The organism is Kitasatospora nipponensis, assembly GCF_039528135.1.
In the GTDB taxonomy this organism is placed as follows: domain Bacteria; phylum Actinomycetota; class Actinomycetes; order Streptomycetales; family Streptomycetaceae; genus Kitasatospora; species Kitasatospora nipponensis.
In genome coordinates this window covers 1-25,385 of the sequence record NZ_BAAALF010000027.1, presented here as the reverse complement: position 1 = coordinate 25,385, position 25,385 = coordinate 1, and the positions used below count along the sequence as shown (strand labels likewise).

General features: G+C 71.9%; 26 protein-coding genes and 1 pseudogene. 13 read left to right on the top strand and 14 right to left on the bottom strand.

All coding sequences use genetic code 11. From position 1 onward, the window contains the following. Positions 1–10 precede the first annotated feature (10 nt). Both ABD323_RS10770 and ABD323_RS10765 read right to left on the bottom strand, forming a co-directional pair. Positions 11–580 (bottom strand): hypothetical protein, encoded by a 570-nt coding sequence (locus ABD323_RS10770; RefSeq protein ID WP_344441086.1) that lies wholly within the window; start codon positions 578–580, stop codon positions 11–13. A 91-nt stretch (positions 581–671) separates the two neighbouring features. Then, on the bottom strand, positions 672–1,088 hold the full coding sequence (locus tag ABD323_RS10765) for a hypothetical protein (protein ID WP_344441085.1): 417 nt from the start codon (positions 1,086–1,088) through the stop codon (positions 672–674). A gap of 201 nt (positions 1,089–1,289) precedes the next feature. Between ABD323_RS10765 and ABD323_RS10760 the strand changes: the two genes are divergently transcribed. The 5 genes from ABD323_RS10760 to ABD323_RS10740 all read left to right on the top strand — a co-directional run bounded on the left by ABD323_RS10760 (position 1,290) and on the right by ABD323_RS10740 (position 4,937). Continuing rightward, complete coding sequence (locus ABD323_RS10760) at positions 1,290–2,129, top strand: glycosyltransferase family 2 protein (protein WP_344441125.1); 840 nt, start codon at positions 1,290–1,292, stop codon at positions 2,127–2,129. 60 nt (positions 2,130–2,189) lie between these two features. After that, complete coding sequence (locus ABD323_RS10755; protein WP_344441084.1) at positions 2,190–3,551, top strand: NsdA family TPR-like regulatory protein; 1,362 nt, start codon at positions 2,190–2,192, stop codon at positions 3,549–3,551. 136 nt (positions 3,552–3,687) lie between these two features. Continuing rightward, positions 3,688–3,849 carry a hypothetical protein gene (locus ABD323_RS10750; protein WP_344441081.1) on the top strand — a complete coding sequence of 54 codons (162 nt, stop codon included), beginning with the start codon at positions 3,688–3,690 and terminating at the stop codon, positions 3,847–3,849. 106 nt (positions 3,850–3,955) lie between these two features. Next, positions 3,956–4,306 carry a hypothetical protein gene (locus ABD323_RS10745; protein ID WP_344441079.1) on the top strand — a complete coding sequence of 117 codons (351 nt, stop codon included), beginning with the start codon at positions 3,956–3,958 and terminating at the stop codon, positions 4,304–4,306. 82 nt (positions 4,307–4,388) lie between these two features. After that, entirely contained in the window at positions 4,389–4,937 is a 549-nt protein-coding gene (locus ABD323_RS10740; protein WP_344441078.1) for a flavoprotein, read from the top strand. Between the two features lie 113 nt (positions 4,938–5,050). On the opposite strand, the gene ABD323_RS10735 is transcribed toward ABD323_RS10740, so the two are convergent. From ABD323_RS10735 to ABD323_RS10725, 3 genes are all read right to left on the bottom strand, one after another. Then, positions 5,051–5,191: a hypothetical protein gene (locus ABD323_RS10735; protein ID WP_344441077.1), complete on the bottom strand. Its 141-nt coding sequence runs from the start codon at positions 5,189–5,191 to the stop codon at positions 5,051–5,053. Between the two features lie 73 nt (positions 5,192–5,264). After that, positions 5,265–7,883, bottom strand: coding sequence for a discoidin domain-containing protein (locus ABD323_RS10730; RefSeq protein WP_344441076.1), 2,619 nt, complete (start codon positions 7,881–7,883; stop codon positions 5,265–5,267). 378 nt (positions 7,884–8,261) lie between these two features. Further along, positions 8,262–9,575 (bottom strand): ROK family transcriptional regulator, encoded by a 1,314-nt coding sequence (locus tag ABD323_RS10725; protein ID WP_344441075.1) that lies wholly within the window; start codon positions 9,573–9,575, stop codon positions 8,262–8,264. Between the two features lie 199 nt (positions 9,576–9,774). Here ABD323_RS10725 and ABD323_RS10720 point away from each other — a divergent pair, with 199 nt between their 5' ends. The 4 genes from ABD323_RS10720 to ABD323_RS10705 are packed head-to-tail and all read left to right on the top strand — an operon-like array spanning position 9,775 to position 14,257. Beyond that, positions 9,775–11,091, top strand: a complete 1,317-nt coding sequence (locus tag ABD323_RS10720; RefSeq protein WP_344441074.1) for an ABC transporter substrate-binding protein — start codon at positions 9,775–9,777, stop codon at positions 11,089–11,091. Between the two features lies 1 nt (position 11,092). After that, positions 11,093–12,061 (top strand): carbohydrate ABC transporter permease, encoded by a 969-nt coding sequence (locus ABD323_RS10715; protein WP_344441073.1) that lies wholly within the window; start codon positions 11,093–11,095, stop codon positions 12,059–12,061. Beyond that, on the top strand, positions 12,054–12,896 hold the full coding sequence (locus ABD323_RS10710) for a carbohydrate ABC transporter permease (protein WP_344441072.1): 843 nt from the start codon (positions 12,054–12,056) through the stop codon (positions 12,894–12,896). Before ABD323_RS10715 ends, ABD323_RS10710 begins: the two co-directional genes overlap by 8 nt. Positions 12,897–12,916: 20 nt before the next feature. After that, on the top strand, positions 12,917–14,257 hold the full coding sequence (locus ABD323_RS10705) for a GH1 family beta-glucosidase (RefSeq protein WP_344441071.1): 1,341 nt from the start codon (positions 12,917–12,919) through the stop codon (positions 14,255–14,257). Positions 14,258–14,284: 27 nt separating this feature from the next. On the opposite strand, the gene ABD323_RS10700 is transcribed toward ABD323_RS10705, so the two are convergent. Beyond that, positions 14,285–14,476 (bottom strand): hypothetical protein, encoded by a 192-nt coding sequence (locus ABD323_RS10700; RefSeq protein ID WP_344441070.1) that lies wholly within the window; start codon positions 14,474–14,476, stop codon positions 14,285–14,287. An 82-nt stretch (positions 14,477–14,558) separates the two neighbouring features. After that, complete coding sequence (gene mca, locus ABD323_RS10695; protein ID WP_344441069.1) at positions 14,559–15,455, bottom strand: mycothiol conjugate amidase Mca; 897 nt, start codon at positions 15,453–15,455, stop codon at positions 14,559–14,561. Positions 15,456–15,591: 136 nt separating this feature from the next. On the opposite strand from mca, the gene ABD323_RS10690 reads away from it, so the two are divergent. Both ABD323_RS10690 and greA read left to right on the top strand, forming a co-directional pair. Further along, on the top strand, positions 15,592–16,011 hold the full coding sequence (locus ABD323_RS10690) for a DUF4307 domain-containing protein (RefSeq protein ID WP_344441068.1): 420 nt from the start codon (positions 15,592–15,594) through the stop codon (positions 16,009–16,011). Positions 16,012–16,299: 288 nt separating this feature from the next. Then, positions 16,300–16,797 (top strand): transcription elongation factor GreA, encoded by a 498-nt coding sequence (greA, locus tag ABD323_RS10685; RefSeq protein WP_344441067.1) that lies wholly within the window; start codon positions 16,300–16,302, stop codon positions 16,795–16,797. An 87-nt stretch (positions 16,798–16,884) separates the two neighbouring features. Here the strand turns inward: greA and ABD323_RS10680 are convergent, their stop codons facing one another. The 4 genes from ABD323_RS10680 to ABD323_RS10665 all read right to left on the bottom strand — a co-directional run bounded on the left by ABD323_RS10680 (position 16,885) and on the right by ABD323_RS10665 (position 21,452). Continuing rightward, positions 16,885–17,748, bottom strand: coding sequence for an ABC transporter permease (locus ABD323_RS10680; RefSeq protein WP_425555941.1), 864 nt, complete (start codon positions 17,746–17,748; stop codon positions 16,885–16,887). Between the two features lies 1 nt (position 17,749). Continuing rightward, on the bottom strand, positions 17,750–18,829 hold the full coding sequence (locus ABD323_RS10675; protein WP_344441066.1) for an ATP-binding cassette domain-containing protein: 1,080 nt from the start codon (positions 18,827–18,829) through the stop codon (positions 17,750–17,752). A 157-nt stretch (positions 18,830–18,986) separates the two neighbouring features. Then, a complete protein-coding gene (gene ilvA / locus ABD323_RS10670) occupies positions 18,987–20,198 on the bottom strand; it encodes a threonine ammonia-lyase (protein ID WP_344441065.1) in 1,212 nt (403 codons plus the stop codon). Between the two features lie 99 nt (positions 20,199–20,297). Continuing rightward, entirely contained in the window at positions 20,298–21,452 is a 1,155-nt protein-coding gene (locus tag ABD323_RS10665; RefSeq protein ID WP_344441064.1) for a cystathionine gamma-synthase, read from the bottom strand. 58 nt (positions 21,453–21,510) lie between these two features. Between ABD323_RS10665 and msrA the strand changes: the two genes are divergently transcribed. Both msrA and ABD323_RS10655 read left to right on the top strand, forming a co-directional pair. Further along, entirely contained in the window at positions 21,511–22,176 is a 666-nt protein-coding gene (gene msrA, locus ABD323_RS10660) for a peptide-methionine (S)-S-oxide reductase MsrA (RefSeq protein WP_344441123.1), read from the top strand. A gap of 27 nt (positions 22,177–22,203) precedes the next feature. Next, a pseudogene (locus ABD323_RS10655) lies at positions 22,204–22,413 on the top strand (type II toxin-antitoxin system RelE family toxin); the annotation flags it as partial. A 72-nt stretch (positions 22,414–22,485) separates the two neighbouring features. Here ABD323_RS10655 and ABD323_RS10650 read toward each other — a convergent pair. The 3 genes from ABD323_RS10650 to ABD323_RS10640 all read right to left on the bottom strand — a co-directional run. Further along, positions 22,486–23,010 (bottom strand): DUF1203 domain-containing protein, encoded by a 525-nt coding sequence (locus tag ABD323_RS10650; RefSeq protein ID WP_344441063.1) that lies wholly within the window; start codon positions 23,008–23,010, stop codon positions 22,486–22,488. A gap of 86 nt (positions 23,011–23,096) precedes the next feature. Then, the gene (locus tag ABD323_RS10645) at positions 23,097–24,032 is read right to left on the bottom strand and encodes a MerR family transcriptional regulator (protein ID WP_344441062.1); all 936 of its coding nucleotides are present in this window, start codon (positions 24,030–24,032) and stop codon (positions 23,097–23,099) included. Positions 24,033–24,261: 229 nt separating this feature from the next. Next, on the bottom strand, positions 24,262–25,385 hold a 1,124-nt coding region (locus ABD323_RS10640), incomplete at its 5' end, for a L,D-transpeptidase family protein (RefSeq protein WP_425555940.1).

Here is a 25,385-nt window from a genome sequence, read left to right as displayed (position 1 = left end):
TGCGCTGCCATCACTGCCTCAGGGGGACAGGGAGCGAAGTCGCCCATGCCCGCACCGCCTTCCAATCGCAGGGGATGTGCTGGAACACGTCCCGGCCGTCGTCGTCGGCCACCGCCACTGCCCGCGCCAGATCGGGCGTGTCCGACAGGAAGTATGAATCGCGGGCGCGCACAGCGGCACGCACCGGCAGGAACGAGAACGGCGGTGGCGGGATGTTCCGCCCGAACCTGTCGCGCTCATGGGCACCCTGGGCGAACTTGCCGAACATCACGCCCACCGGCCCGTACAGGTGCTTCAACGCCCAGTGCGGCCAGGCCATCAGCTCGCGGTGCTCGGCTTCCGGAAGGGCGCCCGTAATGACGAGGTTCTCGCAGACGAGCGCACCATGCGGTCGACCCATCAGCGGCCGGATCCACTCCGCCGCCTGAACGCCGGCATGGAACAACTCGGCCTCGACCGCGCAGCGGTCCGCGCCTGCTCCGATCTCGTACACCGTCCATCCGGTGCTCCCATGCAGGATGGACGATTTGAGGAACGGGCAGTGGTCGAACATCGAGACGGAGTAATCGGTGACGTCCACGGTGCTTGGGTGGGACGTCCGGGGCTCGACAAGGCGGAGCGCCCCGGCGGTGGGGCGGGACGCTCCGTCGGCATGCGTGGCGATCAACAGGTCACCGGGCTGCCTTGACCGGCATGTTGCCGTCGTCGTCACCGGGGGCCGGCGAGCAGTTCCACTCGGCGACGACGCGCCCGGTCTCTCGGTAGGCGGCCAGCGCGGCCACGTCGACAGTGCCGTTCGCGTCGGCGAACCACACCTCCGGCAGCGGGCCGTACGCCTCCTCATAGCCGGCGACCCACGCGACGTGCCCGCGCCCGGACGTCTCGACGTGGACGATCTCGCGTCCGGCGTACTCAGCGGTGAACTCGCTGTGCGCCTGCGGGTCCTCGGCGAGCTGGTGCCACACGGCGTCGATGGCCGTGCTGAACATCTCGGGCGCACTCTGCCCGGTGTCGAAGCGGCGAGCGGTGATCTTGAAGAACCTTCCGAGCTCGATCAGCTCCATGCTGAGTGCGGTTGCGGTGTCCATGCGCCCCTCCTGTGGGTTGGCGATGTCCTCCGGCCGATGGCCGGCGACTGCACTCAGTGAACCGTCGATTACGCAACAGGAGTACGGTTGGACACTGGGAACCGTGTTCAAAGCGTTCAAGATCCAACCCAGGGGAACACCTTGACGGAAAGCCAGACACCCGATCAGCAAAGACTCACACTGGGCGTAGTGGTGTTGACCATGGGGGACCGCCCCAAGGAGTTGCACGCTCTTCTGGCGTCGGTGGCAGCACAGGAGGGCGATCCCGCGAAGGTCGTCGTACTGGGCCAAGGCGTGCCCCTTCCCGAACTGCCCTCGGGAATCGCAGCCGTGGAACTTCCCGAGAACCTCGGCATCCCCGGCGGCCGGAACAAGGGCGTGGAACTGCTGCGCGAGAGCGGCGGCGTGGACGTGGTCGTGGTGCTGGACGACGACGGCCTGCTGCCCCGCACCGACTCCTTCCGCCTCGTCCGCGAGGCTTTCGCAGTCAACTCCCGGCTGGGTGTGGTGAGTTTCCGGATCGTGGACGAGGAGGGGCTGACCGCGCGCCGGCACGTCCCCCGCCTGGGCGCCTCCGACCCACTGCGCTCGTCCGAGGTCACCACGTTCCTGGGTGGCGCCCACGCCATCCGGATGAGCGTGATCGACCAGGTCGGGGACTTCCCCGCGCCGTTCTTCTACGCGCACGAGGAGACGGACTTCGCCTGGCGCGCGCTGGATGCCGACTGGGAGATCCACTACCGGGCCGACCTGGTCCTCAGGCACCCCCGCACCGACCCGGCCCGGCACGCCACCTACTACCGGCGCACGGCCCGCAACCGGGTCTGGCTGGCCAAACGGCACCTGCCCGCCGTCCTGGTGCCGGTCTACCTCGCCTCGTGGACCGCCTACACCCTGGCCCGCAGGCCACCCCTGCCCGGCCTCCGCGCCTGGTGGGCCGGCTTCTTCGAGGGGGTGCGGACTTCGTGTCCGCCACGCCGGCCGATGCGCTGGCGCACGGTGTGGCGGATGACGCGCCTAGGACGGCCTCCGGTGATCTGACAGCCGGCCACGAGCGCCCAATTCGTTCAATCTGTTCAAGATCGCTTCAGGGGGTCGGAGTTGGCAGCTCGCAGGGAGCCGAACGAGCGGCTGGCGGCCGTCATCGCGGAGGCCGGGTGTACGTACGAGGCGCTGGCCAAGCAGGTACGGACCACCGCCACCGAGGCCGGCGAGACACTGCACACCTCGCGGTCGGCCGTCTTCTCCTGGGTGAACGGCGGCACTCCCACCGGCAGTACAGCGTCCTACCTCGCCGAGGCGCTGAGCAGATTGGCGAAGCGAAGGGTGACGGTCCCCGAGATCGGCCTAGGCTGCGACGGGATCGGGGAGGAGATGAGTGCTGATCCGCTGGCCGCTGCCGCAGACCTCGGGAGATTCGCCATGCTGCACCGCAGGGACTTCCTGACCACCACCTTCACAGTTGCCGCTGTCGGCCTGCCCCTCACCTACGACCACCGCGCTGTCGCTGCCACGCTCAGGGCAGCCAGAAGCGGCGGCAGGATCGGTGCCGAGGAGGTCTCCTCCGTCCGTCAACTCACCGAGATGTTCAGGATCACGGACGACCGGCTCGGAGGTGGTCACGGCTTGACTGCGGTCACCGTGTACTTCTCCGACACCGTCATCCCCTTGCTCTCCTGCCGGTTCCCCAGCGACCAAGTCCGCCGTGAGGCCTACGGCGCAGCGGCCACCCTGGCCTGCCTGGTCGGTTGGAAGCACCATGACCTTGGGCGCGAGGGCGCTGCCCAGCGGTTCTACCTCCTGGGCTACCAACTGGCCTGCGAGTCCGAGCCGGACGGGCACGGGGCATGGATGATGCGGGCGTTGACGCACCAGGCCCTCGACGTGCGGCAGCCCGCGCACTGCATCGAGTTGGCCGAAGCGGCACTGTCCCGGGCGCGGGGAAAGGTGGACCGGAAGACGGAGGCGCTGCTGTTGGTGACAGCCGCTCGGGCCTACGGCGCCCGTGGCGAGGGAGAGAAAGCCGCCTCCGCACTGATGTCAGCAGAGGACGCCATGCTCGCCACCGACGATGCTGTCCCGTCCTACGCCGCCGCTTCCGGACCGGTCGCAGCCACGGTCGCCTCGCACACGGCCAAGACTCTGACCGAGCTGCGCGACCACCGGGCTGCCGAGCGTCACTACCGCATGGCGCTGGCGGACCGCACGCCTGAGACGTACCAGCGCGTGCACGGCCTGACGATGGCGAACCTCGCGAAGTCAGTGGCAGCCCAGCGGCGCCACGACGAAGCCCTGGAGCTGTGGAGCCGGTCCCTCGACTTCATGGGCGGTGTCGCCTCCGACCGGAACAGGAAGGAGCTCACCATCATGCGGTCGGTGCTGGTCGGCTACCGGCAGCGCGGAATCCCCGGCGCCGCAGCCCTCGACCAGCGGGCGGCGGGCATGCTCCGAGCGATGGCGTAGCACGCGGAAGCGATGTCGCCGTCCAGGGCAATGTTCGTCCATTGCCGAGGCCCGCAGCCACCTCACACGCGTTCTCGATCATGCCCACAGGAACGTGACTCTGACGATCACCATTCGACAGGGTCGACAGGAAGCAGTGACGATCGACATTCACGAGTACCCGCGCCTGAACCGGCTCGCGGAGCAGATCGAGGAGTCCTGGCTCAACCAGTTGGCCGACGAGGCCGAGTCCGAAGGAACCGAAGGGTCGGTCTCACTCGAAGAGATGGTCGCCCTGCTCCGTTCCCGCCACAGCTGATCCCCGTGGGATGCACCCGTGTCCATCACAACCTGAGGACATGGCAGGCATTCCAGCCGGACCGGTGGAAGCCGAGCAGCCTCGCACCGGATGAGAGGAACACCCCGTGAGCCGGCTGGCACATGACGGAGTCCACCTCATCCCTCGCCCTGAGCAGACCCCCGCTGCACTCAAGGCTGCCCTGACCCTGGTCGCCGCGGACCGTCTTCCGGAGATGATCGACGGGCAGACCCAGGCCATGGCCGAAGCCATCGCCAGCGGCGGTGTCCAGCCGATTCGCAGCTTCGTCACCCACTGGGCGGCCGTCGTCGAAATCGAACGTCGCCCGGCCACCGCTCAGGCCTACCACCGGGCGAACTACCTCGCGAACCACGGCGAGAGCGTGCTTGAGTGCCGCGAGTACGCTCTCATCGTGGCCGAGCTCTACCGCGAGGCCTTCGAAGCGGTGAGCAGGTGACCTGGACCTGGGAGTACCTTCCCAGCGCCGAGCACCTGAGCATCCGCACGTGACGACGGTGCCAGCAGTCGGGAGTCCAGGTTTGACCGAGCAGCGCACGCCCTTCCTCTACGTCGTCGTCTGCGCTTCGGGCATCGCCGACGGTGTGGGCACGCTCATCACCGCCGCCCACCGCGACGGCTGGAAGGTCGGCGTGGTGGCCACCCCCACCGCGCTCGGTTTCATCGACCGGGACGCCGTCGAACTCCAGACCGGCTACCCCATCCGTTCGGCCTGGCGCACGCCCGGTGTCCCGCAGCCGCTGCCGCGGGCTGACGCCATCGCGGTCGCGCCCGCCACCTTCAACACCATCAACAAGTGGGCCGCCGGCATCTCGGACACCCTCGCGCTCGGCATCCTCTGCGAGGCGTACGGGCTGGGCATCCCCACCGCGGTCCAGCCGTACGTGAACTCCGCCCAGGCGGCCCACCCGGCCTACGGCGAGAGCCTGACCCGGCTCCGGGCGATGGGCGTCCTGATCGGCGACTCCGTGCCGCACCAGCCCAAGGCGAACGGCAGCCGTGACACCTACAACTGGACCCACGTCCTGGACCTGCTCCGCCCAGTGGTGCGGTCGAGCACGGAGCAGTAGACCGGCAGTGGACTGACGCAGAACAGCGGCCCGGGTGCACGGGACGTGGCGACCGCCGTGGGCCTGCGCGACTTCCGCGGATGGATGGCCGCACTGCGACGCGTTCACGGGGGTCAGGGCAGCGAGTAGGCGTCGGCAGCGTGCCCCCGGGCCGGGTCCGCAGCCAGCTGGCGGAAGCCCTCGATCATGCCCGCAGGGGCGAGTTCCCGACCGTCACGCCACGGCGCGGCGGGCAGGAAGCCGTGGTGATCCACGGCAGCCCCGGCCGGGTCGCCCGGCCGGGGCTGCCGCTCTCTCTGAGCTCCGCTCAGCTCAGCTCAATCACCCTCACGGGTACGACACCACCGCCGACGGGGTGGTCGTGGTGCCCGAGGTGGGGGCGCCCGTGGTGTTGACGACGTGGGCGAACTGGCCGTCGCCGCCCAGTGAGACCACCAGCGCGTCGTGCAACTTCACTCCCGCCGTGGTGGGCACCTCGAAGCCGTGGTCCACCACGATCGTCGGGTCGACGTTGAAGTAGCAGTAGCTGCCCACACCCCACGCCTCGTGGGTGATCACCGAGTCGTCCACCTTGTAGGCCGCCCAGCCGCGGGTGGCGCCGTTCTGCACGGCCGCCTGGTTGGGGGCGTCGTAGGCGATCTCGTTCTGGAAGAAGATCGTCCGCCCGCGCTCGCCGGACCACTCCACGTCGTACTTCTGGAAGTGTTCGACGAACAGGCCCGTGGTCAGCACGTCGTTGCCGTGCACCACCAGGCCGTAGTCGGCCGGGTTGACGGTCCAGCCCACGCCGGTGCCGTGGTCGGCGCGCCAGATCCAGGTGTGGTCCACGATGGTGTTGGCGCTGTTGACCTCCACCGCCGTGCCGGCCGAACCGGCGCCCGCGCCGCCGACCCGCACGAAGACGTCCTGCATGGTGGTGGGGTCGGCCGCGTGGCCCGCCGAGGCGCCGGGCTGGCCGATCTGCAGCAGCACCGGCGACTTGACCCCTCCGGCGTCGATCAGCAGTCCGGCCAGCCGCACGCCGTCCACGTCGGCCACCTTCATCGCGCTGACGCCGTTGTCCGGCACCACGGTGGCCAGGCCCAGGCCCAGCACCACGGTGTCCGGGCGGGTGATGTTGATCGGCTGGTCGACGTGGTAGACGCCGGGTGTGAAGAGCAGGTTGAGGCCCTGGGCCAGCGCCTGGTTGATGGTGGCCGCGGTCGCGCCCGCCTTGACCAGGTAGAACTGGCTGAGCGGGAGCGAACTGCCGGGCGTGGCACCGTTCGCCCAGGAGGCGCCGCTGGCGTTGGTGCGCAGGCTCGGCACGAAGACCCGGTAGCCGGTGGCGTCCTGGTAGAGGTAGGGCTTCTCACGGGACTCGGGCGTGCTGGGCAGCGTGGTGTACGGCGGGTTGGGGAAGCTCTGCGCGGGCGCGCCCTGCACGCCGGAGAAGACCTGGTTCCAGACGCCGTTGGAGAATCCGCCGATCGAGCTGTCCCGGGTGTACCACTGCTGCTGCGAGTAGTTGCCCACCGAGCCGTCGATCCTGCTGTCGGCGATGTACCCGCCGCTGGCCCAACCGTAGCCGGACGGCGCCAGGTTGAGGCCGCCCTCGATGTGCATCCGGCGCAGCGGCGCGGCCTGCGCGACCGCCCAGCGGTCGGTGCCGTTGGAGGGCCGCACCGCCAGGTTCTCCGCCGAACGCCAGAAGTTCTGGGTGGCGTTGCCGTTCGCCCAGCCGGCGTCCACGGTCACGTCGCCGTTGATGGTGGTGTCGTCGGGGTTCAGGCCCAGGCCCGCGATCGAGGTGTAGAAGCCGATGTTGGCGTTGAGCCCGTTGTAGGTGCCGGGCTTGAAGAGCAGCGCGTAGCGGCCGGTTCCGAACTGCGCCGACTCCTGCTGTTGGAAGACGCTGTCGAGGCTCGCCTGGATGGTGGCGCTGGGCGTCGACGGGTCGAAGACCAGCACGTTCGGACCGAGGTCGCCGCCGCCCTGGACCGGCGGCACGCCGGAGCCGGTGTGCACGGCCAGCTCCCAGAGCGAGTAGCCGTAGGCGGTGCCGCGCGCGGTGGCGTTCAGCCGCAGGTAGCGGCCGGAGCCGGTGACGTTGAGCGTCTCGGTGCCACCCGTACCGCTGCCGGTGGCGTACACGGTGGTCCAGTTGCTGCCGTCGTTCGAGGTCTGCAGCTGGTACGCCTTGCCGTACGCCGCCTCCCAGTCGAGCACCACCTGGCAGATCTGCTGGGTGCTGCCGAGGTCGACCTGCAGCCACTGCGGGTCGCTGAAGGCGCTGGACCAGCGGGTCCCGGTGTCGCCGTCCACGGCGGCCGAGGCCGGGGTGCCGGCGCTCTCGGTGGAGGAGGCGGTGGCGGGCCGGCCCTGGGCGGCGTCCGCGGTGCCGCAGGTCGGCTGGGTCGCGCCGGGGGTGCCGTAGACCTGGAACTCCCAGAGCGAGTAGCCGTAGGCGGTACCGCGCGCGGTGGCGTTCAGCCGCACGTAGCGGCCGGAGCCGGTGACGTTCAGCGTCTCGGTGCCACCCGTACCGCTGCCGGTGGCGTACACGGTGGTCCAGCTGCTGCCGTCGTTCGAGGTCTGCAGCTGGTACGCCTTGCCGTACGCCGCCTCCCAGTTGAGCACCACCTTGTCGATGCTCGCGGCGGCGCCGAGGTCCACCTCCAGCCACTGCGGGTCGCTGAAGGCGCTGGACCAGCGGGTCCCGGTGTCTCCGTCCACGGCGGCCGAGGCGGAGGTGGTGGCGCTCTCGGTGGACGAGGCGGTGGCCACCTTGCCCTGCGAGAGCAGGGTGTCGGCGGCGTGCGCGGTGGTGGCCGGCAGGGCGAACAGGGCGCCCGAGAGCAGTGCCAGGCCGAGCAGGGCGGCCGGCCCGCGGCGACGCGGACGGGTGCCGAACAGCGCCGAACGGCCGTGGGGGGCCGGACGGGGGCGTGCTGAAGTGAGCCTCATGCGGCTTCTCCTGCGGGTGGGGGTGGGTACTGCAGGTGGTGAGGGTGGTGAGGGTGGGGTGACGCGGATGAGATGGTGCGGGTGGTGCGGGAGCGCGCGCGGAGACGTCGGCGGGTGGACCGGCGATGGGGCGCTGACCTGACGCGGCGTGACGACGCCGAGGGGCACGGGTGTCGTGGAGCAGTCGTCGGCGGTTCCCGCCGAGGCTCGAAGAGCACTCCCAGGTGGAGTCTCGGGGCCCCGCTTCCCGGCTGTCAACCCCCACGACTTCGCTTCCGATGCGAAGCAACCACACTCACCCGCACGGCGTCTGACGCCACATCACCGCACATCTGCGCAGCTCAGGACCATCGTCCGACCGGCCTGGACAGGCTCACGTCAGCGCGCCACCGCCACCGCCGTCCCGCGGCGCGCCAGCTCGCCGCCGGAGTCCAGGAACTGCGAGAGCGGCAGGGTGGCGGCGCCGAGGGTGACCGCGTCCGGACCCAGCCCGCTGAGCTCGATCACGGTCTGTGCCCGCGGGAAGGTGAGCGCGTACTCGGTGGCGGCCTGCCGGATCCCCGGCAGCAGCTGCGGGCCGAGCAGCAGTCCGGCCCAGCCGCCGATCAGGATCCGCTCGGGGTTGAAGAGGTTGATCAGGTCCGCGATCGCCGCCCCGAGGTACTCGGCCGCCTCGCCCAGCAGCGCGACCGCGGCCGGCTCCCCGGCCCGGCCGGCCGCCAGCAGGGCGGCCAGCCCCGCCTTCTCGCTGCCGCCCAGCGGCGCCCGTCCCCAGCGCTCCACCAGCGCCTCGGCGCCGACGTACGCCTCCAGGCAGCCGCGCGCCCCGCAGCGGCAGCGCCGCCCGCCGACCTGCACCTTGGTGTGGCCCAACTCGCCCGCGCTGCTGGTGGCGCCCCGGAAACGCACGCCGTCGACGATCACGCAGGCCCCGACGCCGGAGCCGAAGAGCACCACCACCGCGTGCCGGGCGCCGCGTCCGGCACCGAACCACATCTCGGCCTGGCCGAGCGTCTTGGCGCCGTTGTCGACGAAGAGCGGCAGGTCGGTGCCGGCCCGCAGCAGCCGGCCCAGCGGGACCGCGTCCCAGGCGATGGTCTGCCCGTGCACCACGGCGCCGGCGCCCTGCTCCGCCCCGCCGGCCTCCCCCGCACCCCGCTCCGCCGCGCCCGACCCGACCGCACCCCGCGCTCCCGCGCCCGCTCCCACCGAGCCCTGCTCGACCACGCCCGGCACGCCGACCCCGACCCCGAGCACCGCGCCCTGGTCCACGCCGGTGACGGCCAGCACCTCGGCCAGCCCCGCCAGGATCGACTCCACCACGTGGTCGACGTCGTGGCCGCAGTCGGAGAGCGGGTGGTCGCTGGCGGCGAGCTCGGTCAGCGCCAGGTCGAAGAGCGCGACGCGCACCTGCGTCTCGCCGACGTCCACGCCCACCAGGTACGCCAGCCGCGGCGCCACCCGCAGCAGGATCCGCGGCCGCCCCCCGTCGGACTCCACCGAGCCGCACTCCTCGACCAGGCCCTCGGCCAGCAACTCCCCCGTCACATTGCTGATCGATCCGGCGCTCAGCCCGCTGATCCGGCCCAGTTCCTGACGGCTCAGCGGACCCTCGAAGTACAGGTGCCGCAAGAGTGCCGCCCGACTGCCCCGGCGCAGGTCACGCACCGTCCGTCTGCCTCGCTCTGCCATGGGTTCTCCCTCCTGGGAAACGAATCTAGCCGTGCACGGGGTCTTGACGCCAGATTTTCTCACGCGTTAAATCACGCCGTGAACTAAAGCGTGGCCAGGGCGGATCGCCCCCGTCGCGACCGCCCGCTGCCGTGCGCCCACCCTCGCCGACCCGCAGCGTCCTCCACCCACACTCCCGCAGCCCGAGAGGGACAGGTCCATGCGCACCTACCGCCTTGCCGCCGCCACCGCCCTGGTCGCCGCACTCACACTCACCGCCACCGCCTGCGGCGGCGGCTCGACCGGCGCCGGTGGCGCGAGCGGCGGCAGCCCCAAGACGCTGACGTACTGGGCCTCCAACCAGGGCACCAGCCTGGACAACGACAAGCAGGTGCTGGAGCCCGAGCTGAGAAAGTTCGAGCAGCAGACCGGCATCAAGGTGAACCTCGAAGTGGTCCCCTGGTCCGACCTGCTCAACCGCATCCTCGCCGCCACCGCCTCCGGCCAGGGCCCGGACGTGCTGAACATCGGCAACACCTGGTCCGCCTCGCTGCAGGCCACCGGCGCGCTGCTGCCCTTCGACGACGCCACCTTCGCCAAGATCGGCGGCCGGGACCGCTTCCTGCCCGCGACCCTGGCCTCGGCCGGCGCGGCCGGCAAGGACCCGGCCGCCGTCCCGCTCTACTCGATGGCCTACGGGCTGTACTACAACAAGAAGCTCTTCCAGCAGGCCGGCATCGCCACAGCGCCCGCCACCTGGGAGGACCTGGTCGCCGACGGCAAGAAGCTGACCACCGGCTCGACCTACGGCCTGGCCGTCGAGGGCGGCAACATCTCGGAGAACGTGCACAACGTCTTCGCGCTGGGCCGCCAGCACGGCACCGGTTTCTTCGACGCCGCCGGCAAGCCCGCCTTCGACAGCCCGGCGGCGGTGGCCGCCGTGAAGCAGTACGTCGACTTCATCGCCACCGACAGGATCGCCGCGCCCGGCGACGCCGAGTACGCGGCCAACCAGTCGGTCACCGACTTCGCCACCGGCAAGGCCGCGATGCTGATGTGGCAGTCCGCCGGCGCCAACCTCAAGTCCCACGGCATGAACCCGGACGACTACGGGGTCGTCCCGGTGCCGGCGCCGGCCGGCGCCTCGGGCGAGACGGCCATCAGCTCGATGGTGGCCGGCATCAACCTCGCGGTCTTCAAGAACACCCACAACCTGGGCGGCGCGCTGGACTTCGTGAAGTTCATGACCGGCGACGACGAGCAGAAGCAGCTCAACGCCAGCTACGGCTCGCTCCCGCCGGTGCGCGCCGCGCAGGCCGATCCCGCCTTCGCCACACCGGAGTTGAAGACCCTCGCGGGCGTGCTGGCGACCAGCGCCGCGCCGCTGCCGCAGGTGCCCGCGGAGAGCCAGTTCGAGACCCTGGTGGGGACGGCGGTGAAGAACCTGCTCGCCTCGGCCGCCGCCGGCAAGCCGGTCGGCGACGACGCGGTCAAGGCCGAACTGACCAAGGCCCAGCAGCAGATGACGGCCAACTGAGATGCTCCAACGCTCCCCCACCCGAACCCGGCAGGGCCCGGCCGGCCGTCCCGCGAGCCGCCGGGGCCTGCGCCGCACCGCACTGCCCTACCTGCTGCTCCTACCGGCGCTGGCCCTGGAACTGCTGGTCCACCTGGTCCCGATGGTGGTGGGCCTGGCCATGAGCTTCACCCACCTCACCCAGTTCTTCATCCGCGACTGGTCCACCGCGCCCTTCACGGGCCTGGCCAACTACCGTCTGGCGCTGGACTTCCACGCCCCGGTCGGGCAGGCGCTGCTGCACTCGTTCTGGGTGACCTGCGCCTTCACGGTGCTCTCGGTGGGCCTGTCCTGGCTGATCGGCACCACCGCCGCGATCATGATGCAGGACGCCTTCCGCGGCCGCGCCCTGCTGCGCGCCGCCTTCCTGCTGCCGTACGCGCTCCCGGTGTTCGCCTCCGTGATCACCTGGTCGTTCATGTTCCAGCGGGACACCGGCCTGATCAACCACGTGCTGCACGACCAGCTGCACCTCACCTCCGGCAAGCCGTTCTGGCTCATCGGCGACAACAGCTTCACCGCGCTGCTGACCGTATCCGTCTGGCGCTCCTGGCCGTTCGCCTTCCTCACCCTGACCGCCGGCCTGCAGAACATCCCGCGCGAGCTCTACGAGGCCGCCGCCATGGACGGCGCGGGCGTCTGGCAGCAGATCCGCCGGATCACGCTGCCCTCGCTGCGGCCGGTCAACCAGGTCCTGGTGCTGGTGCTCTTCCTGTGGACCTTCAACGACTTCAACACCCCGTTCGTGCTCTTCGGCCGGGCCGCCCCGCCGGCCGCCGACCTGATCTCCCTGCACATCTACCAGTCCTCCTTCGTCACCTGGAACTTCGGCTCCGGCTCGGCGATGTCCGTGCTGCTGCTGCTCTTCCTGCTGCTGGTCACCGCCGGCTACCTGTTCGCCACCAACCGCCGTGGGAGCGCCGATGATTGAGCAATCCGTCGGCTTTCGCCGGCTGCGCCGGGCGGTGCTGCTGCTGCTCGCCGTCTTCACCCTCACCCCGGTGGCGGTGATGGTGAGCTCCTCGCTCAAGCCGCTGCGCGACGTCCAGGGGCCCTGGCGCTGGCTGCCCAGCCACCTCACCGTCCGCCCCTACCTGGACATCTGGACCACCGTCCCGCTGGCCCGCTACTTCACCAACTCGCTGATCGTGGCCGGCGGCGCGACCGTCCTGTCGGTGCTGGTGGCGGTGCTGGCCGCCTACCCGGTCAGCCGCTACCGCTTCCGCGGACGCAGGCTGTTCACCGTCACCGTGCTCTCCACCCAGATGTTCCCGGGCATCCTCTTCCTGCTCCCGCTCTTCCTGATCTTCGTCGACATCGGCAACTCCACCGGCATCGCGCTCTACGGCAGCCGCGGCGGCCTGATCCTGACCTACCTGACCTTCTCGCTGCCGTTCTCGATCTGGATGCTGACCGGGTACCTCGACTCCATCCCGCGCGACCTGGACGAGGCCGCGGCGGTGGACGGCTGCGGTCCGCTGCGCACGCTGCTGCGGATCATCGTGCCCGCCGCCCTGCCGGGCATCGTCGCGGTCGCCGTCTACGCCTTCATGACCGCCTGGGGCGAGGTGCTCTTCGCCTCGGTGATGACCGACGACCAGACCCGCACGCTCGCCGTCGGCCTGCAGGGGTACGCCACCCAGAACGACGTGTACTGGAACCAGGTGATGGCCGCCTCGCTGGTGGTGAGCGTCCCGGTGGTCGCCGGCTTCCTGCTGCTGCAACGCCACCTGGTCGCCGGACTCACCGCCGGGGCCGTCAAATGACCCTCCTCGAAAGGCTCACCGTGAACGACCTGCGTGCCCTGCCCGACGGCTTCCGGTGGGGGGCGGCCACCGCCGCGTACCAGATCGAGGGCGCCGCGGACGAGGACGGCCGCGCCCCCTCCATCTGGGACACCTTCGCGCACACCCCCGGCGCGGTGGCCGGCGGCGACACCGGCGACACCGCCTGCGACCACTACCACCGCTGGCCCGAGGACCTCGGCCTGATCGGCCGGCTCGGCCTGGACTCCTACCGGTTCTCGATCGCCTGGCCGCGGGTGGTGCCGCAGGCCGACGGCCGGGTCAACGCGGCCGGGCTGGACTTCTACGACCGGCTGGTGGACGCGCTGCTGGCACAGGGCGTCACCCCCTTCCCCACCCTCTACCACTGGGACCTGCCGCAGGCCCAGCAGGACCGCGGCGGCTGGCCCGAGCGCGCCACCGCCGAGCGCTTCGGCGAGTACGCCGCGGTGGTCGCCGACCGGCTCGGCGACCGGGTCACCCACTGGGCCACCCTCAACGAGCCGCTCTGCTCCGCCTGGATCGGCCACCTCGAGGGCGCCATGGCCCCCGGGCTGCGCGACCTGACCGCCGCCGTGCGCGCCTCCTACCACCTGCACCTGGGCCACGGCCTGGCCGTCCAGGCGCTGCGCGCCGCCGTCCCGGGCGCCCGGATCGGCATCGTCAACAACCTGAGCACCATCACCGCGGCCAGCGACAGCGAGGCCGACCGGGCGGCGGCGGTGCGCGCCGACGGCCACGTCAACCGCTGGTGGCTGGACCCGGTGCACGGCCGCGGCTACCCGCAGGACATGGTCGAGCTCTACGGCGTCGACCTGCCCGTGCGGACCGGCGACCTGGAGCTGATCGGCGCCCCGCTGGACTGGCTGGGGCTCAACTACTACTTCCGCCAGATCGTCGCCGACGACCCGGGGGGCCCGCTGCCGCGCTTCCGCCAGCTGCCGGGCCCCGGGCCCGAGCGCACCGCGATGGACTGGGAGGTGCACGCCCCCGGGATCGAGCAGCTGCTGCTGCGGCTCACCGAGGAGTACGGCGCGCGCGAGCTCTACGTCACCGAGAACGGCTCGGCCTACCCCGACACCGTCACCGCGGACGGCCGCGTCGAGGATCCCGAGCGGACCGCCTACCTGGAGCAGCACCTGGCGGCCTGCGCCCGCGCGGTCGCCAAGGGCGCGCCGCTGGCCGGCTACTTCGCCTGGTCACTGCTGGACAACTTCGAGTGGGCCTACGGCTACGACAAGCGCTTCGGGCTGGTGCACGTCGACTACCCGACCCAGCGGCGCACCGTGAAGGCCAGCGGCCACCGCTACGCCGAGCTGATCAGCGCGCACCGCGCCCGCTGACCGCCGGCCGCGGCCGGCCACCGCGGGCTACTCCTTGGGCTGCTCCGGCTCCTCGGCGAAGTCGATCCGCTTGAACTGCGAGTTCATCGACTTCAGCAGGAACCAGGTGGCCACGCCGAGCGCGGCGAAGACGACGAAGCCCAGCAGGCCGGGCGTCACCTTGGTCTCGTCCAGGGCCAGGGTGGCGGCGGCGTGGGTGAGGTTCACGGGGGTGCTCATTCCTCCATGGTGACCCGGCTCCCTTCGGGCCGGGCCACCGGGGTGGGGCGTGTCGCGTGCGACCCGCCCCACCTGCGATCGGCTACTTGCTGGGCTCGCCCGCCAGGCTGGCGGCGCGCAGCCCGGCGAACAGGTCGTCCTCCGGGAGGTCGGTGTCGACCAGCGAGCGGGCCAGCTCGTAGTCCTCGGTCGGCCAGACCTCGCGCTGCACGTCCAGCGGCACCCGGAACCACGGGCCGTCCGGGTCGATCTGGGTGGCGTGCGCGATCAGCGCCCGGTCCCGGGTCTCGAACCAGTCGCCGGCGTGCACCCGGGTGGTGATCTCGCGCTCGGCGCGCCCGCTCTTCTCCCAGCCCGCGATCCACTCGCCGTAGGGCGAGTCGAGACCGTTCTCGGTGAGGTAGGCGTGCAGGGCGCGGATCCGGCCCATCGGGAAGCCGTGGTTGTAGTAGAGCTTCAGCGGCTGCCAGGGCTCGCCGGCGTCCGGGTAGCGGTCCGGGTCCCCCGCGGCGTCGAAGGCCAGCATGGTGATCTTGTGGGTCATGATGTGGTCGGGGTGCGGGTAGCCGCCGTTCTCGTCGTAGGTGGTGATCACCTGCGGCTTGAACTCGCGGATCAGCCGCACCAGCGGCTCGGCCGCCGCCTCGACGTCCAGCAGCGCGAAGCAGCCCTCGGGCAGCGGCGGCAGCGGGTCGCCCTCGGGCAGGCCCGAGTCGACGAAGCCGAGCCAGGCCTGGTCGACGCCCAGGATCGCCCGCGCGGCGTCCATCTCCTTGCTGCGGACCTCGTGGATGTTCTCCTCGATATACGGGTCGCCCTGGAGCTTGGGGTTGAGCACAGAGCCGCGCTCCCCGCCGGTGCAGGTCGCGACCAGCACCTCCACGCCCTGGGCGACATACATGGCCATGGTGGCGGCACCCTTGCTGGACTCGTCGTCCGGGTGCGCGTGCACCGCCATCAGTCGCAACTGCTCAGTCAACGCCTGTTCCTTCCGGGAATGTCCGGGCTCAGCATCGTCCCCCTATAGTGACGGACTGGAAGGCCCGCGCATTCCCCGCTCCAACCCGTGGATCCGCGCCCGATCGCCGCGGCCTGCCGGGAAGGACTGATCAGCCATGGCCGCCACCAGCAGCAAGGCGCCGACCGGCGTGCCCGAGGGCCGCTACGGCGGGCGCACCGACCAGGAGGCGGACCGCAGGCTCAAGGTGGCCGGCGCCGTCTGCGCGCTCCTGGTCCTGGGCCTGGTCGCCTGGCTGGGCGGCTCCTACCTGCTGCGCGAGACCAAGCTGAACGGCACCGTGCCGACCTTCCAGGTGGTCTCGGACAGCGAGGTGCAGGCCCAGCTGTCGGTCACCAAGGACTCCGGCACCGGCGGCGTCTGCACGGTCCGCTCGCAGGCCGCCGACGGCTCGGTGGTCGGCCAGCTCGACATCCCCGTCCCGACGGCCGGCAGCAGCTTCGTCCAGGTGGTCACGATCCGCACCACCGCCCGCGGCACGACCGCCGAGCTGCTGGGTTGTACGCCGACGAAGTAGCCCGACACGACGGCCCCCCGTCACCCGTCCCGGTGGTCCGCCGGGCGCATGAGCGTGCTCCACGGCGGGCACTGCATCACAAACAGGCCGTTAACGCACCACCAACGGCACTCCCGTCCACGCCCGGACATTGTTAGGCTCGTGGTTTCGCCCCCTCCGCGCCGGACGGCTCGCAGGCGGGCGTTGCTTTGTAGAGAGCTCCGGCTGCTCTGCGCGGCACCAGCACCACCCGTACCCCTCCTGCTGACGACAACCCTCAGCACCGCCCAGCACCGACGAGGAGCACCCGTGACCCAGACCAGCGAGAACGTGACCTGGCTCACTCAGTCCGGCTACGACAAGCTGAAGGACGAGCTGGAGCACCTGACCGGTCCCATGCGCATCGAGATCACCCAGAAGATCGAGGCCGCGCGCGAAGAGGGCGACCTCAAGGAGAACGCCGGCTACCACGCCGCCCGCGAGGAGCAGGGCAAGATGGAGCTGCGGATCCGCCAGCTCACCCAGCTCCTGGAGCGGGCCAAGGTCGGCGAGGCCCCCGAGGACTCCGGCGTGGTGGCCCCCGGCATGCTCGTGACGGTGGCCTTCGACGGCGACCCGGACGACACCATGGTCTTCCTGCTCGGCTCGCGCGAGGTGGCCGGCGACGGCCTGGACGTCTACTCGCCGCAGTCGCCGCTCGGCCGCGCCATCGACGGCAAGAAGATCGGCGAGGACGCCGGCTACGAGCTGCCGAACGGCAAGAAGGCCAGCGTGCGGATCCTGGAGGTCAAGCCCTACACCGGCTGACCCGGCCCGTTCTGCCTGCCTGCATGCCTGCCTGCCTACTGGACCGCGGAGCGACACCTTTTCACTGGACCGCGGAGCGACACCTCTTCACTGGACCGCGGAGCGGTACTTGCGCACCGAGAGCCAGGAGAACAGCGCCAGGATCAGCAGCGAGGAGACGATCGACACGCCGACCGCGTGCTGCATCGGCCAGGCGGAGTCGACCGGACCGATCTGGTTGCCGAAGAGCGTGCGACAGGCCTGCACCGTGGCGCTGAACGGGTTCCAGTAGGCGATCGGCTGCAGCCAGCCGGGCATGCTGCTGATCGGCACGAACGCGTTGGAGACGAAGGTCAGCGGGAAGAGCCAGATCAGGCCCGCCGAGGTGGCCGCCTCCGGGCTGCGCACCGACAGGCCGATCAGCGCGCCGATCCAGGAGAACGCGTACCCGAGCAGCAGGAGCAGCCCGAAGGCGCCGAGCGCCTTCCAGAAGCCCTCGTGGATCCGCCAGCCCACCCCCAGCGCCACCAGCGCCAGCACCACCAGCGTGAACGCGGTCTGCACCAGGTCGGCCACGGTCCGGCCGACCAGGACCGCCGAGCGGGTCATCGGCAGCGAGCGGAAGCGGTCCACCAGCCCCTTGGTCATGTCCTCCGCGATGCCCGCCGAGGCGCCCGCCACCGCGAAGGTGACGGTCTGCGCGAAGATGCCGGCCATCAGGAACTGGGTGTAGACCGACGAGCTGGCCCCGGCCATCGGGATCTCGATCGCGCCACCCATCACGAACGAGAAGAGCAGCACGAACATCACCGGCTGCATCAGCCCGAAGACCACGATCTCGGGGATCCGGGTCATCCGCCGCAGGTTGCGCCGGGCCACCACCCAGGAGTCGTGGGCCATCGCCGCCACGCCGTGGCGCTGACGCGGGACGAGCGCGCCGATGGCGTGCTCGGTCGCACTGGACGCACTCATCTCAGACCTCCCTGTCGCCGGCACCGCGGACCACGCGCTCACCGCGGTCGCCGCGATCACGGCCGTCGCCGCCGCCGCGATCACCGCTCTCGCCGTTCGTCCCGTTCCCCCCGTTCCCCCCGTTCTCCTCGCCCTCCTCGGCCGCGGTCGCGTGACCGGTCAGCGAGAGGAAGACGTCGTCCAGGGTGGGCCGCCGCAGGCCGATGTCGTCGATCTCGATCCCCCGGCCGTCCAGCTCGCGGATCACGTCCGCCAGCACCCGGGCGCCGCCGCTGACCGGGATGGTGATCCGGCGGGTGTTCCTCTCCACGCTGGGCTCGCCCACCGCGAACCCCTTGAGCGCCTCCACCGCGGTCGCGATCAGCTCGCGCTCGTGCACCACCACCTCCACCCGCTCGCCACCGATCTGCGCCTTCAGCTGGTCGGCGGTACCGCGCGCGATCACCCGACCGTGGTCGACCACCGCGATGTCGTGCGCGAGGCGGTCGGCCTCCTCCAGGTACTGGGTGGTCAGCAGCAGCGTGGTGCCCTGCTCCACCAGGGTCTCGATGACCTCCCAGAGCGCGAGCCGGTTGCGCGGGTCCAGCCCGGTGGTCGGCTCGTCCAGGAACATCACCGGCGGCCGGACCACCAGCGCGGCCGCCAGGTCGAGCCGGCGCCGCATGCCGCCCGAGTAGGTCTTGGCGGTGCGGTCGGCGGCCTCGGCGAGGTTGAACCACTCCAGCAGCTCGCGGGCCCGGGCCTTGGCGTCCCGGGTGCTCATCTGGTAGAGCTCGCCGACCATCTGCAGGTTCTCCCGGCCCGTCAGGTACTCGTCGACGGCGGCGTACTGGCCGGACAGGCCGATCAGGCTGCGCACCCGGTTGGGGTGGCGCAGCACGTCCACCCCGGCCACCACCGCGGAGCCGGAGTCCGGGAGCAGCAGGGTGGTCAGGACCCGCACCGTGGTGGTCTTGCCGGCGCCGTTGGGCCCCAGCAGGCCGAGCACCGTCCCCTCCGGGACGTCCAGGCTGACGCCGTCCAGGGCGCGGACGTCGCCGAAGGTCTTGACCAGGTTCTCGGCTTCGATGGCTGGGGCCATGGGCCGCCTCATCTCTCGCGGGTCGGGCAGGGTGCAGGAACCCACTCTGTCCCGATTCGTCCCGCCCAGCCACCGGGCTCGGCGGCACCCCGCGGGCCGGGTCCGAGGCCCGTCCGACGCCGGTCCGAGGCCCGCCGGAGGCCCGTCGGACCCCGCCCTACCGCGAGACCACGTACCCCGCGTCGCCCAGCTCCCACAGGACCGCCTGGCAGTGCTCGGGGCCCTTGGTCTCCAGGTGCAGGTCCACCTCGACCTCGGCCAGCCCCAGCGCGGGGTCGGTGCGCACGTGGGCCACGTCCAGCACGTTGGCGTCCACCGCGGAGAGCACCCCGAGCAGGGTGGCCAGCGCACCCGGACGGTCCGTCAGGCGCACCCGCAGCGAGAGGTAGCGACCGGCCGCGGCCAGCCCGTGCCGCAGCACCCGCTGCATCAGCTGCGGGTCGATGTTGCCGCCGGAGAGCACCGCCACCACCGGGCCGGCGAAGTCCTCCGGGTGCTCCAGCAGCGCGGCGATCGGGCTGGCCCCGGCCGGCTCCACCACCAGCTTGAGCCGCTCCAGGCTCAGCAGCAGGGCCCGCGAGAGCGACTCCTCGCTCACCGTGCGGACCCCGTCGGCCAGCGTGTTGACCAGCTCGAAGGGGATGTCGCCGGGCCGGCCCACCATGATCCCGTCGGCCATCGTCTGGAAGGCCGGCAGGGTGACCGGCCGGCCGGCCGCCAGCGAGGGCGGGTACGCGGCCGCGCCGGCGGCCTGCACGCCGATCACCCGGACCTCGGGGCGCAGCGGCTTGATCGCCGCGGCGATGCCGGCCAGCAGCCCGCCGCCGCCCACCCCGACCAGGATGGTGCGCACCTCCGGGCACTGCTCCAGGATCTCCATGCCCACGGTGGCCTGGCCGATCACCACGTCCACGTGGTCGAAGGGGTGGATGAAGACCGCGCCGCTCACGTCGGCGAAGCGCTGCGCCGCCTCCAGCGCCTCGTCCACGCTCGCCCCGTGCAGCCGGACCTCGGCGCCGTAGTCCCGGGTGGCCGCCACCTTGGGCAGCGGGGCGGCGCGCGGCATGAAGACGGTGGCACGCACCCCGAGCAGCGAGGCCGCCAGGGCGACGCCCTGCGCGTGGTTGCCGGCGCTGGCCGCCACCACGCCGGCGGCCCGCTCCACCGGCGAGAGGCCGGCGATCCGCACGTAGGCACCGCGCAGCTTGAAGGAGCCGGTGCGCTGGAGGTTCTCGCATTTGAGGTGGACCGGCGCGCCGACCAGCGCGGAGAGGTGCCGGCTGCTCTCCATCGGGGTGACCCGGGCGACCCCGGCGAGCATCTTGTGGGCGCCGCGGACGTCGTCGAGGGTGATCGGCCAGCTGTGCATGGGGCCAGACTAGGGCGTGCGCACCGTCAGGCCCGGGGGTGCGGGGCGCCGCGAGGATCCGCGGCGCCCCGCCGGGACGCGCCAGGGGCCGGACAGGCCCTAGCCCAGCGCCTGCGCCAGGTCGGCGACCAGGTCGTCGGCCGACTCGATGCCCACCGAGACCCGCACCAGGTCGGCCGGCACCTCCAGCAGCGAGCCCGCCACCGACGCGTGGGTCATCCGGCCCGGGTGCTCGATCAGCGACTCCACGCCGCCCAGCGACTCGCCCAGGGTGAAGACCCGGGCCCGGTTGCAGACCTCGACCGCCGCCTGCTCGCCGCCGGCGACCCGGAACGAGACCATGCCGCCGTAGGCCTTCATCTGCTTGGCGGCCACCTCGTGGTTCGGGTGCTCGGCCAGCCCCGGGTAGTACACCTGGGTGACCTTGGGGTGCCGGGTCAGCAGCGCGACGATCTGCTCGGCGTTGGCGGTGTGACGGTCCATCCGCACCGCGAGCGTCTTGATGCCGCGCAGCACCAGCCAGGCGTCGAACGGGCCGGAGACCGCGCCCATCGCGTTCTGGTGGTAGGCCAGTTCCTCGCCGAGCGTGGCGTCCGCGGCCACCAGGGCGCCGCCCACCACGTCCGAGTGCCCGCCCATGTACTTGGTGGTGGAGTGCACCACCACGTCGGCGCCCAGCGCCAGCGGCTGCTGCAGGTACGGGCTGGCGAAGGTGTTGTCCACCACCAGCAGCGCACCGGCCGCGTGCGCGATCTGCGCGACGGCGGCGATGTCGGTGATGCCGAGCAGCGGGTTGCTCGGGGTCTCCACCCAGACCGCCTTGGTGGTCGGCCGCAGCGCCTCGCGGACCTTGTCCGGGTGCTGGGTGTCGGCCACCGAGTACTCGACGCCCCAGCGCTGCAGCACCTTGTGGAAGAGTCTGAAGGTGCCGCCGTAGGCGTCGTTGGGGATCACGATGTGGTCGCCCGGCTGCAGGATCGTGCGCAGCAGGGTGTCCTCGGCGGCCAGGCCGGAGGCGAAGGCCAGCCCGCGCTGCCCGCCCTCCAGCGCCGCCAGGCACTCCTCCAGCGCCGTGCGGGTCGGGTTCGCGGAGCGGCTGTACTCGTAGCCGCCGCGCAGGCCGCCGACGCCGTCCTGCTTGTAGGTGGAGACCTGGTAGATGGGGGGGACGACGGCCCCGGTCCGGGGGTCTGCTTCCTGGCCCGCGTGGATGGCGAGGGTCTCGAAGCCCTGAGGGTGCTGGTGCTCAGTCATGGGCCCGAGCGTAGTGCCCGCCAGGAATCCCCCGCTCCTGCAACGCGTTGTCCAGGACATGCTCTTCCACCGCGCCAAGACCGAGCTCGTCACCGCCGACCGCGCCCTGCCCGGCCGCGCGGCGCCCGGCTACGCCCTCACCGAGCCGCACACCGTGCTCGGCCACCCGCTGACCGGCCCCTACCCGGACGGCCTGGAGGTCGCCGACTTCGGCCTCGGCTGCTTCTGGGGCGCCGAGAAGGTCTTCTGGCAGCTGCCGGGAGTCTGGACGACCCTGGTCGGCTACCAGGGCGGCCACACGCCGAACCCGACGTACGAGGAGGTGTGCAGCGGGCAGACCGGCCACACCGAGGCGGTCCGGGTCGTCTTCGACCCCTCGGTGATCTCCTACCCGAGCCTGCTCAAGGCCTTCTGGGAGGCGCACGACCCGACCCAGGGCCACCGCCAGGGCAACGACGTCGGCACCCAGTACCGCTCCGCCGCCTACACCCACTCCGCGGCCCAGCTCGCCGCCGCCGAGGCCGCGCGGGACGCCTTCCAGCCCAACCTGACCGCCCTGGGCCTGGGCCCGATCACCACCGAGATCGCTCCGGCCGGCCCGTTCTACCCCGCCGAGCCGTACCACCAGCAGTACCTCTCGGACGCCAAGAACCCGAGCGGCTACTGCGGCCTCGGCGGCACCGGCGCCGCCTGCCCGATCGGCGTCGCCCGGACCACCGGCTGACCCACGCACGCCCCGGCCGACAGGCTCCGCGAGGCGGTGGCCGCAGCGGTGCGGGCGTTCATGAACGGCCCGCTGCTCGCGAACCCGCAGCGGGTCGGCAAGCGCCTACAGCCGCCACTGGACGACCGGCACAGCGCTCGCCGCGGGACGTACCGGGTGATCTACCGGATCGACGAGCCGAACGGGACCGTCACCGTCGTCGACGTCGACCACCGCCGGGACGCGTACCGCCTGTAGGGCGTCGTCCGGCCGGCCGCACCGGGCGAAGCATCCGGCTCGGCACCCGGGGCCGTGCGGGCGCGGCACCGTTCAGGCGCGGCGGACCTCGTGCTGGAAGCAGCCGAAGCCGACCGCGCGGACGTGCACCAGGGCGACCTCGGGGTCGCTGAACATCGCGCTCAGCACCTCGTCGGCGATCGGGGCGCCGGGGTCGGTCTCGTCGTCGGGCTCGACCAGCACCCCGCGCAGGATCCGGCCCCGGCGGTCGTAGGCGCGCAGGACCCGGTCACCGCGGTGCAGGGCGACGGGGTACCGGGGACCGGGCTCGGCCCCGGGGCAGTCGGCGGCCTCGGCGTGCACGAAGACCGGGCCCACCTCGTCGTAGGGGCCCGGGTCGGCGCCCGTCTCGGCGGCCCACCGGCGCAGCGGCGCGTAGCCGAGCAGCGCGATCTGCGCGCCGGGCAGGGCCCGGGTGAGGCAGCAGCGCAGCGGGGAGCCGCCGCGCTCGTCGACGGAGTGCACCGGCTCCCGTCCGGCGTCGTCGCGCCGGCGCAGCTCGGTGAGGACCTCGGGGGCGATCGGGCGGACTTCGTACACGGCGAGGGAAGTGGTCATGACGCCAGCCTGCCGCGCCGGCGGCGGGCGGGCTGGCGTCATTCGGACATCGCGATCGGCCCCCGGAGCAGCCGACCCGGTGACCTTCAGCCGGCCCGCAGGGCGTCGGTCAGCCAGCCGAAGGCCGGGCCGAGGGCGGGCTGGGCCGGCCAGCCGTTGATCACCCCGATCAGCTGCCAGTACCGCTCGTAGCGCGGGTCGTTGCCGCCCTCCATCCGCTCCAGCAGCCAGCCGCGGAACTCGGCGCCGTCGGTGCGGCCGAAGAACCCGGCGAAGGCGCCGGCGAGTTCGTCCAGCACCGGGCGCGAGCGCGGGTCGGTGGGCGTGATGCCCGAGGCGAGCGCGGCCTCGCCGCGCAGCCGGACCAGGTCGACCAGTCGCCGGTTGGCCTCGACGTCGACCGGCGTCCCCTCCGCGAGGTCCCGGGCCTGGTGGGCGGCGGCCCGGCGGACCCCGGCGCGGAAGTCCGGGTCCTGGACGAGTTCGGCCAACTCGACCCAGGCGTCCGCCTGTTCGGGCGTCGGGTCGTCGGGCAGCGCGGGCATCGCACCGCGCATCTTGGCCACGAACTCGGGCCCCACCTCGAGGCCTTCGAAGGCCTCGTCGATGAAGTCGTCGATCAGGCGCCGGCGTTCCCGGTCGGTGAGCTTGGCGAGCTTGTGCATGAGTTCCATCTCCTGTGGGGTGGATCCCCGCCGGGCGACGGCTCGCAGCACGGCCCGGCGCAGCCGCAGGGTGCGGATCTGCACGTCCAGGGCCTCGGCGTGCGCGGCGGCGACCTCGGCGACCGTGACCTCGCGGGCCAGCACCTGCTGGATGGTGGCGAGGTCGATGCCGAGTTCGCGCAGCGTGCGGACCAGGTCGAGCCTGGCCAGCGCGTCGGAACCGTAGAGCCGGTAGCCGGCGGGGGTTCGGGTGGTCGGCGGCACCACGCCCGCGTCGGACCAGAACCGGATGGTCTTGACCGTCAGACCGGTCAGCCGGGCCAGGTCCCCGATGGTGCGCAGGGTGTCGTCGTCCATGTCCGCCACCTTGGAGCCTCCCGTCGCTGGAGACTCAAGCCCAGCGGTTGCGACAGTACCCGCCGCGCGGTCCGCCCTCGGCTTGCGAGTGAACTCTCACCTCGCGATCCAGCCATCAGCTTGCGAGGCATCCCCCAGGTCGCGCCGCTACCCCCAGCACGCGCTGCCGCCCTCAACACGCGCCACCGCTCTCAGGCCGCGCTGCCGCTCTCAGCACGCGCCACCGCCCTCAGAGCGCGCTGCCGGCCTTCCAGTCGGCCCAGGAGAGGTTCCAGTCGCCCAGGCCGTTGGCCGGGTCCACCGTGCGGTCACCGGAGTTGACCACCTCGACCACGTCGCCGGTGATCGAGCCGGCGAAGAACTGCGCGGCGTCGGTGCCCGGGTCGCCGCCGCCCTGCACGTCCCGCAGGGCTATGCAGCCGTGACTGAGGTTGGCCCGGCCGTAGGCCGAGGCGGGCGACCAGTAGTTGCCGTGGATGAAGGTGCCGGAGGCGGTCAGGCGCTGGGCGTGCGGCACGTCGGGGATGTTGTACTCGTCGCCGAGGCCGACGGTGGCGGAGTCCATCTTCGTCTGCGCGAAGCGCTCCGAGATGACCATCTTGCCGGCCCAGGTGCGGTGTTCGGGCGCGCCGCCGATCACCTTGTAGACCGCGCCGACCTGGCCGTCGGTGGTCACCGTCAGGGTCCCGGCGGCGAGGTCGGCAACGCTGGTCCGGGCCCGGCCGACGGTGAAGGTCACGTCCTTGGACTGGGTGCCGAACACGCCCCTGGCGCCCTGTACGTCCTTGAGCCGCAGCTTGAGGGTGACCCGGGTGCCCTTGGCCCAGTACTGCTCGGGGCGGAAGTCCAGCCGGGTGCTGGAGTACCAGTGCCCGACGACCTCCACGCCCGGGTCCGCGACCACGGTGATGGCCTGCTGGACGGCCCTGCGGTCGGTGACCGGCTTGCTGAAGGTGATCGAGACCGGCATGCCGACGCCGACCGTGCTGCCGTCCTCCGGCGTGAAGTAGCCGACGAAGGTGTTGGCGGGGGTGGCGGTGGTGAAGGAGGTGTCGGCGTCGGCGGTCAGCCGGTCGCGGTCGGTCGCCGCGGCCGACACGGTGTACCGGGTGCCGCTGCTGAGCGGCTCGGTGCTGGTCCAGCTCAGCGCGTCGGGCGCGAGCCGGCCGGCTATCTCCCGCCCGGCGGCGTCGGCGACCCTGACCGTGCCCAGCGTGCCGGCGGCCACGGTGACCTGGACCGGGGCGGCGAACGGTGCGCCCGTGGTGCCGTCGGCGGGCGTGACGGTGATGGTGGCGGCCGAGGTCCGCGGCGAGGCACCGCCCGCACCGCCCGCACCGCCCGCACCGCCCG

Coding starts and splice junctions, on each gene's coding strand:
- ABD323_RS10725 (WP_344441075.1), bottom strand. CDS start 9,575: ATGGCAGAGCGAGGCAGACGGACGGTGCGTGACCTGCGCCGGGGCAGT.
- ABD323_RS10720 (WP_344441074.1), top strand. CDS start 9,775: ATGCGCACCTACCGCCTTGCCGCCGCCACCGCCCTGGTCGCCGCACTC.
- ABD323_RS10710 (WP_344441072.1), top strand. CDS start 12,054: ATGATTGAGCAATCCGTCGGCTTTCGCCGGCTGCGCCGGGCGGTGCTG.
- ABD323_RS10760 (WP_344441125.1), top strand. CDS start 1,290: ATGGGGGACCGCCCCAAGGAGTTGCACGCTCTTCTGGCGTCGGTGGCA.
- ABD323_RS10690 (WP_344441068.1), top strand. CDS start 15,592: ATGGCCGCCACCAGCAGCAAGGCGCCGACCGGCGTGCCCGAGGGCCGC.
- ABD323_RS10700 (WP_344441070.1), bottom strand. CDS start 14,476: ATGAGCACCCCCGTGAACCTCACCCACGCCGCCGCCACCCTGGCCCTG.
- ABD323_RS10675 (WP_344441066.1), bottom strand. CDS start 18,829: ATGGCCCCAGCCATCGAAGCCGAGAACCTGGTCAAGACCTTCGGCGAC.
- ABD323_RS10765 (WP_344441085.1), bottom strand. CDS start 1,088: ATGGACACCGCAACCGCACTCAGCATGGAGCTGATCGAGCTCGGAAGG.
- ABD323_RS10665 (WP_344441064.1), bottom strand. CDS start 21,452: ATGACTGAGCACCAGCACCCTCAGGGCTTCGAGACCCTCGCCATCCAC.
- ABD323_RS10645 (WP_344441062.1), bottom strand. CDS start 24,032: ATGGACGACGACACCCTGCGCACCATCGGGGACCTGGCCCGGCTGACC.
- ABD323_RS10680 (WP_425555941.1), bottom strand. CDS start 17,748: ATGAGTGCGTCCAGTGCGACCGAGCACGCCATCGGCGCGCTCGTCCCG.
- ilvA (WP_344441065.1), bottom strand. CDS start 20,198: ATGCACAGCTGGCCGATCACCCTCGACGACGTCCGCGGCGCCCACAAG.
- msrA (WP_344441123.1), top strand. CDS start 21,511: ATGCTCTTCCACCGCGCCAAGACCGAGCTCGTCACCGCCGACCGCGCC.
- ABD323_RS10650 (WP_344441063.1), bottom strand. CDS start 23,010: ATGACCACTTCCCTCGCCGTGTACGAAGTCCGCCCGATCGCCCCCGAG.
- ABD323_RS10715 (WP_344441073.1), top strand. CDS start 11,093: ATGCTCCAACGCTCCCCCACCCGAACCCGGCAGGGCCCGGCCGGCCGT.
- ABD323_RS10730 (WP_344441076.1), bottom strand. CDS start 7,883: ATGAGGCTCACTTCAGCACGCCCCCGTCCGGCCCCCCACGGCCGTTCG.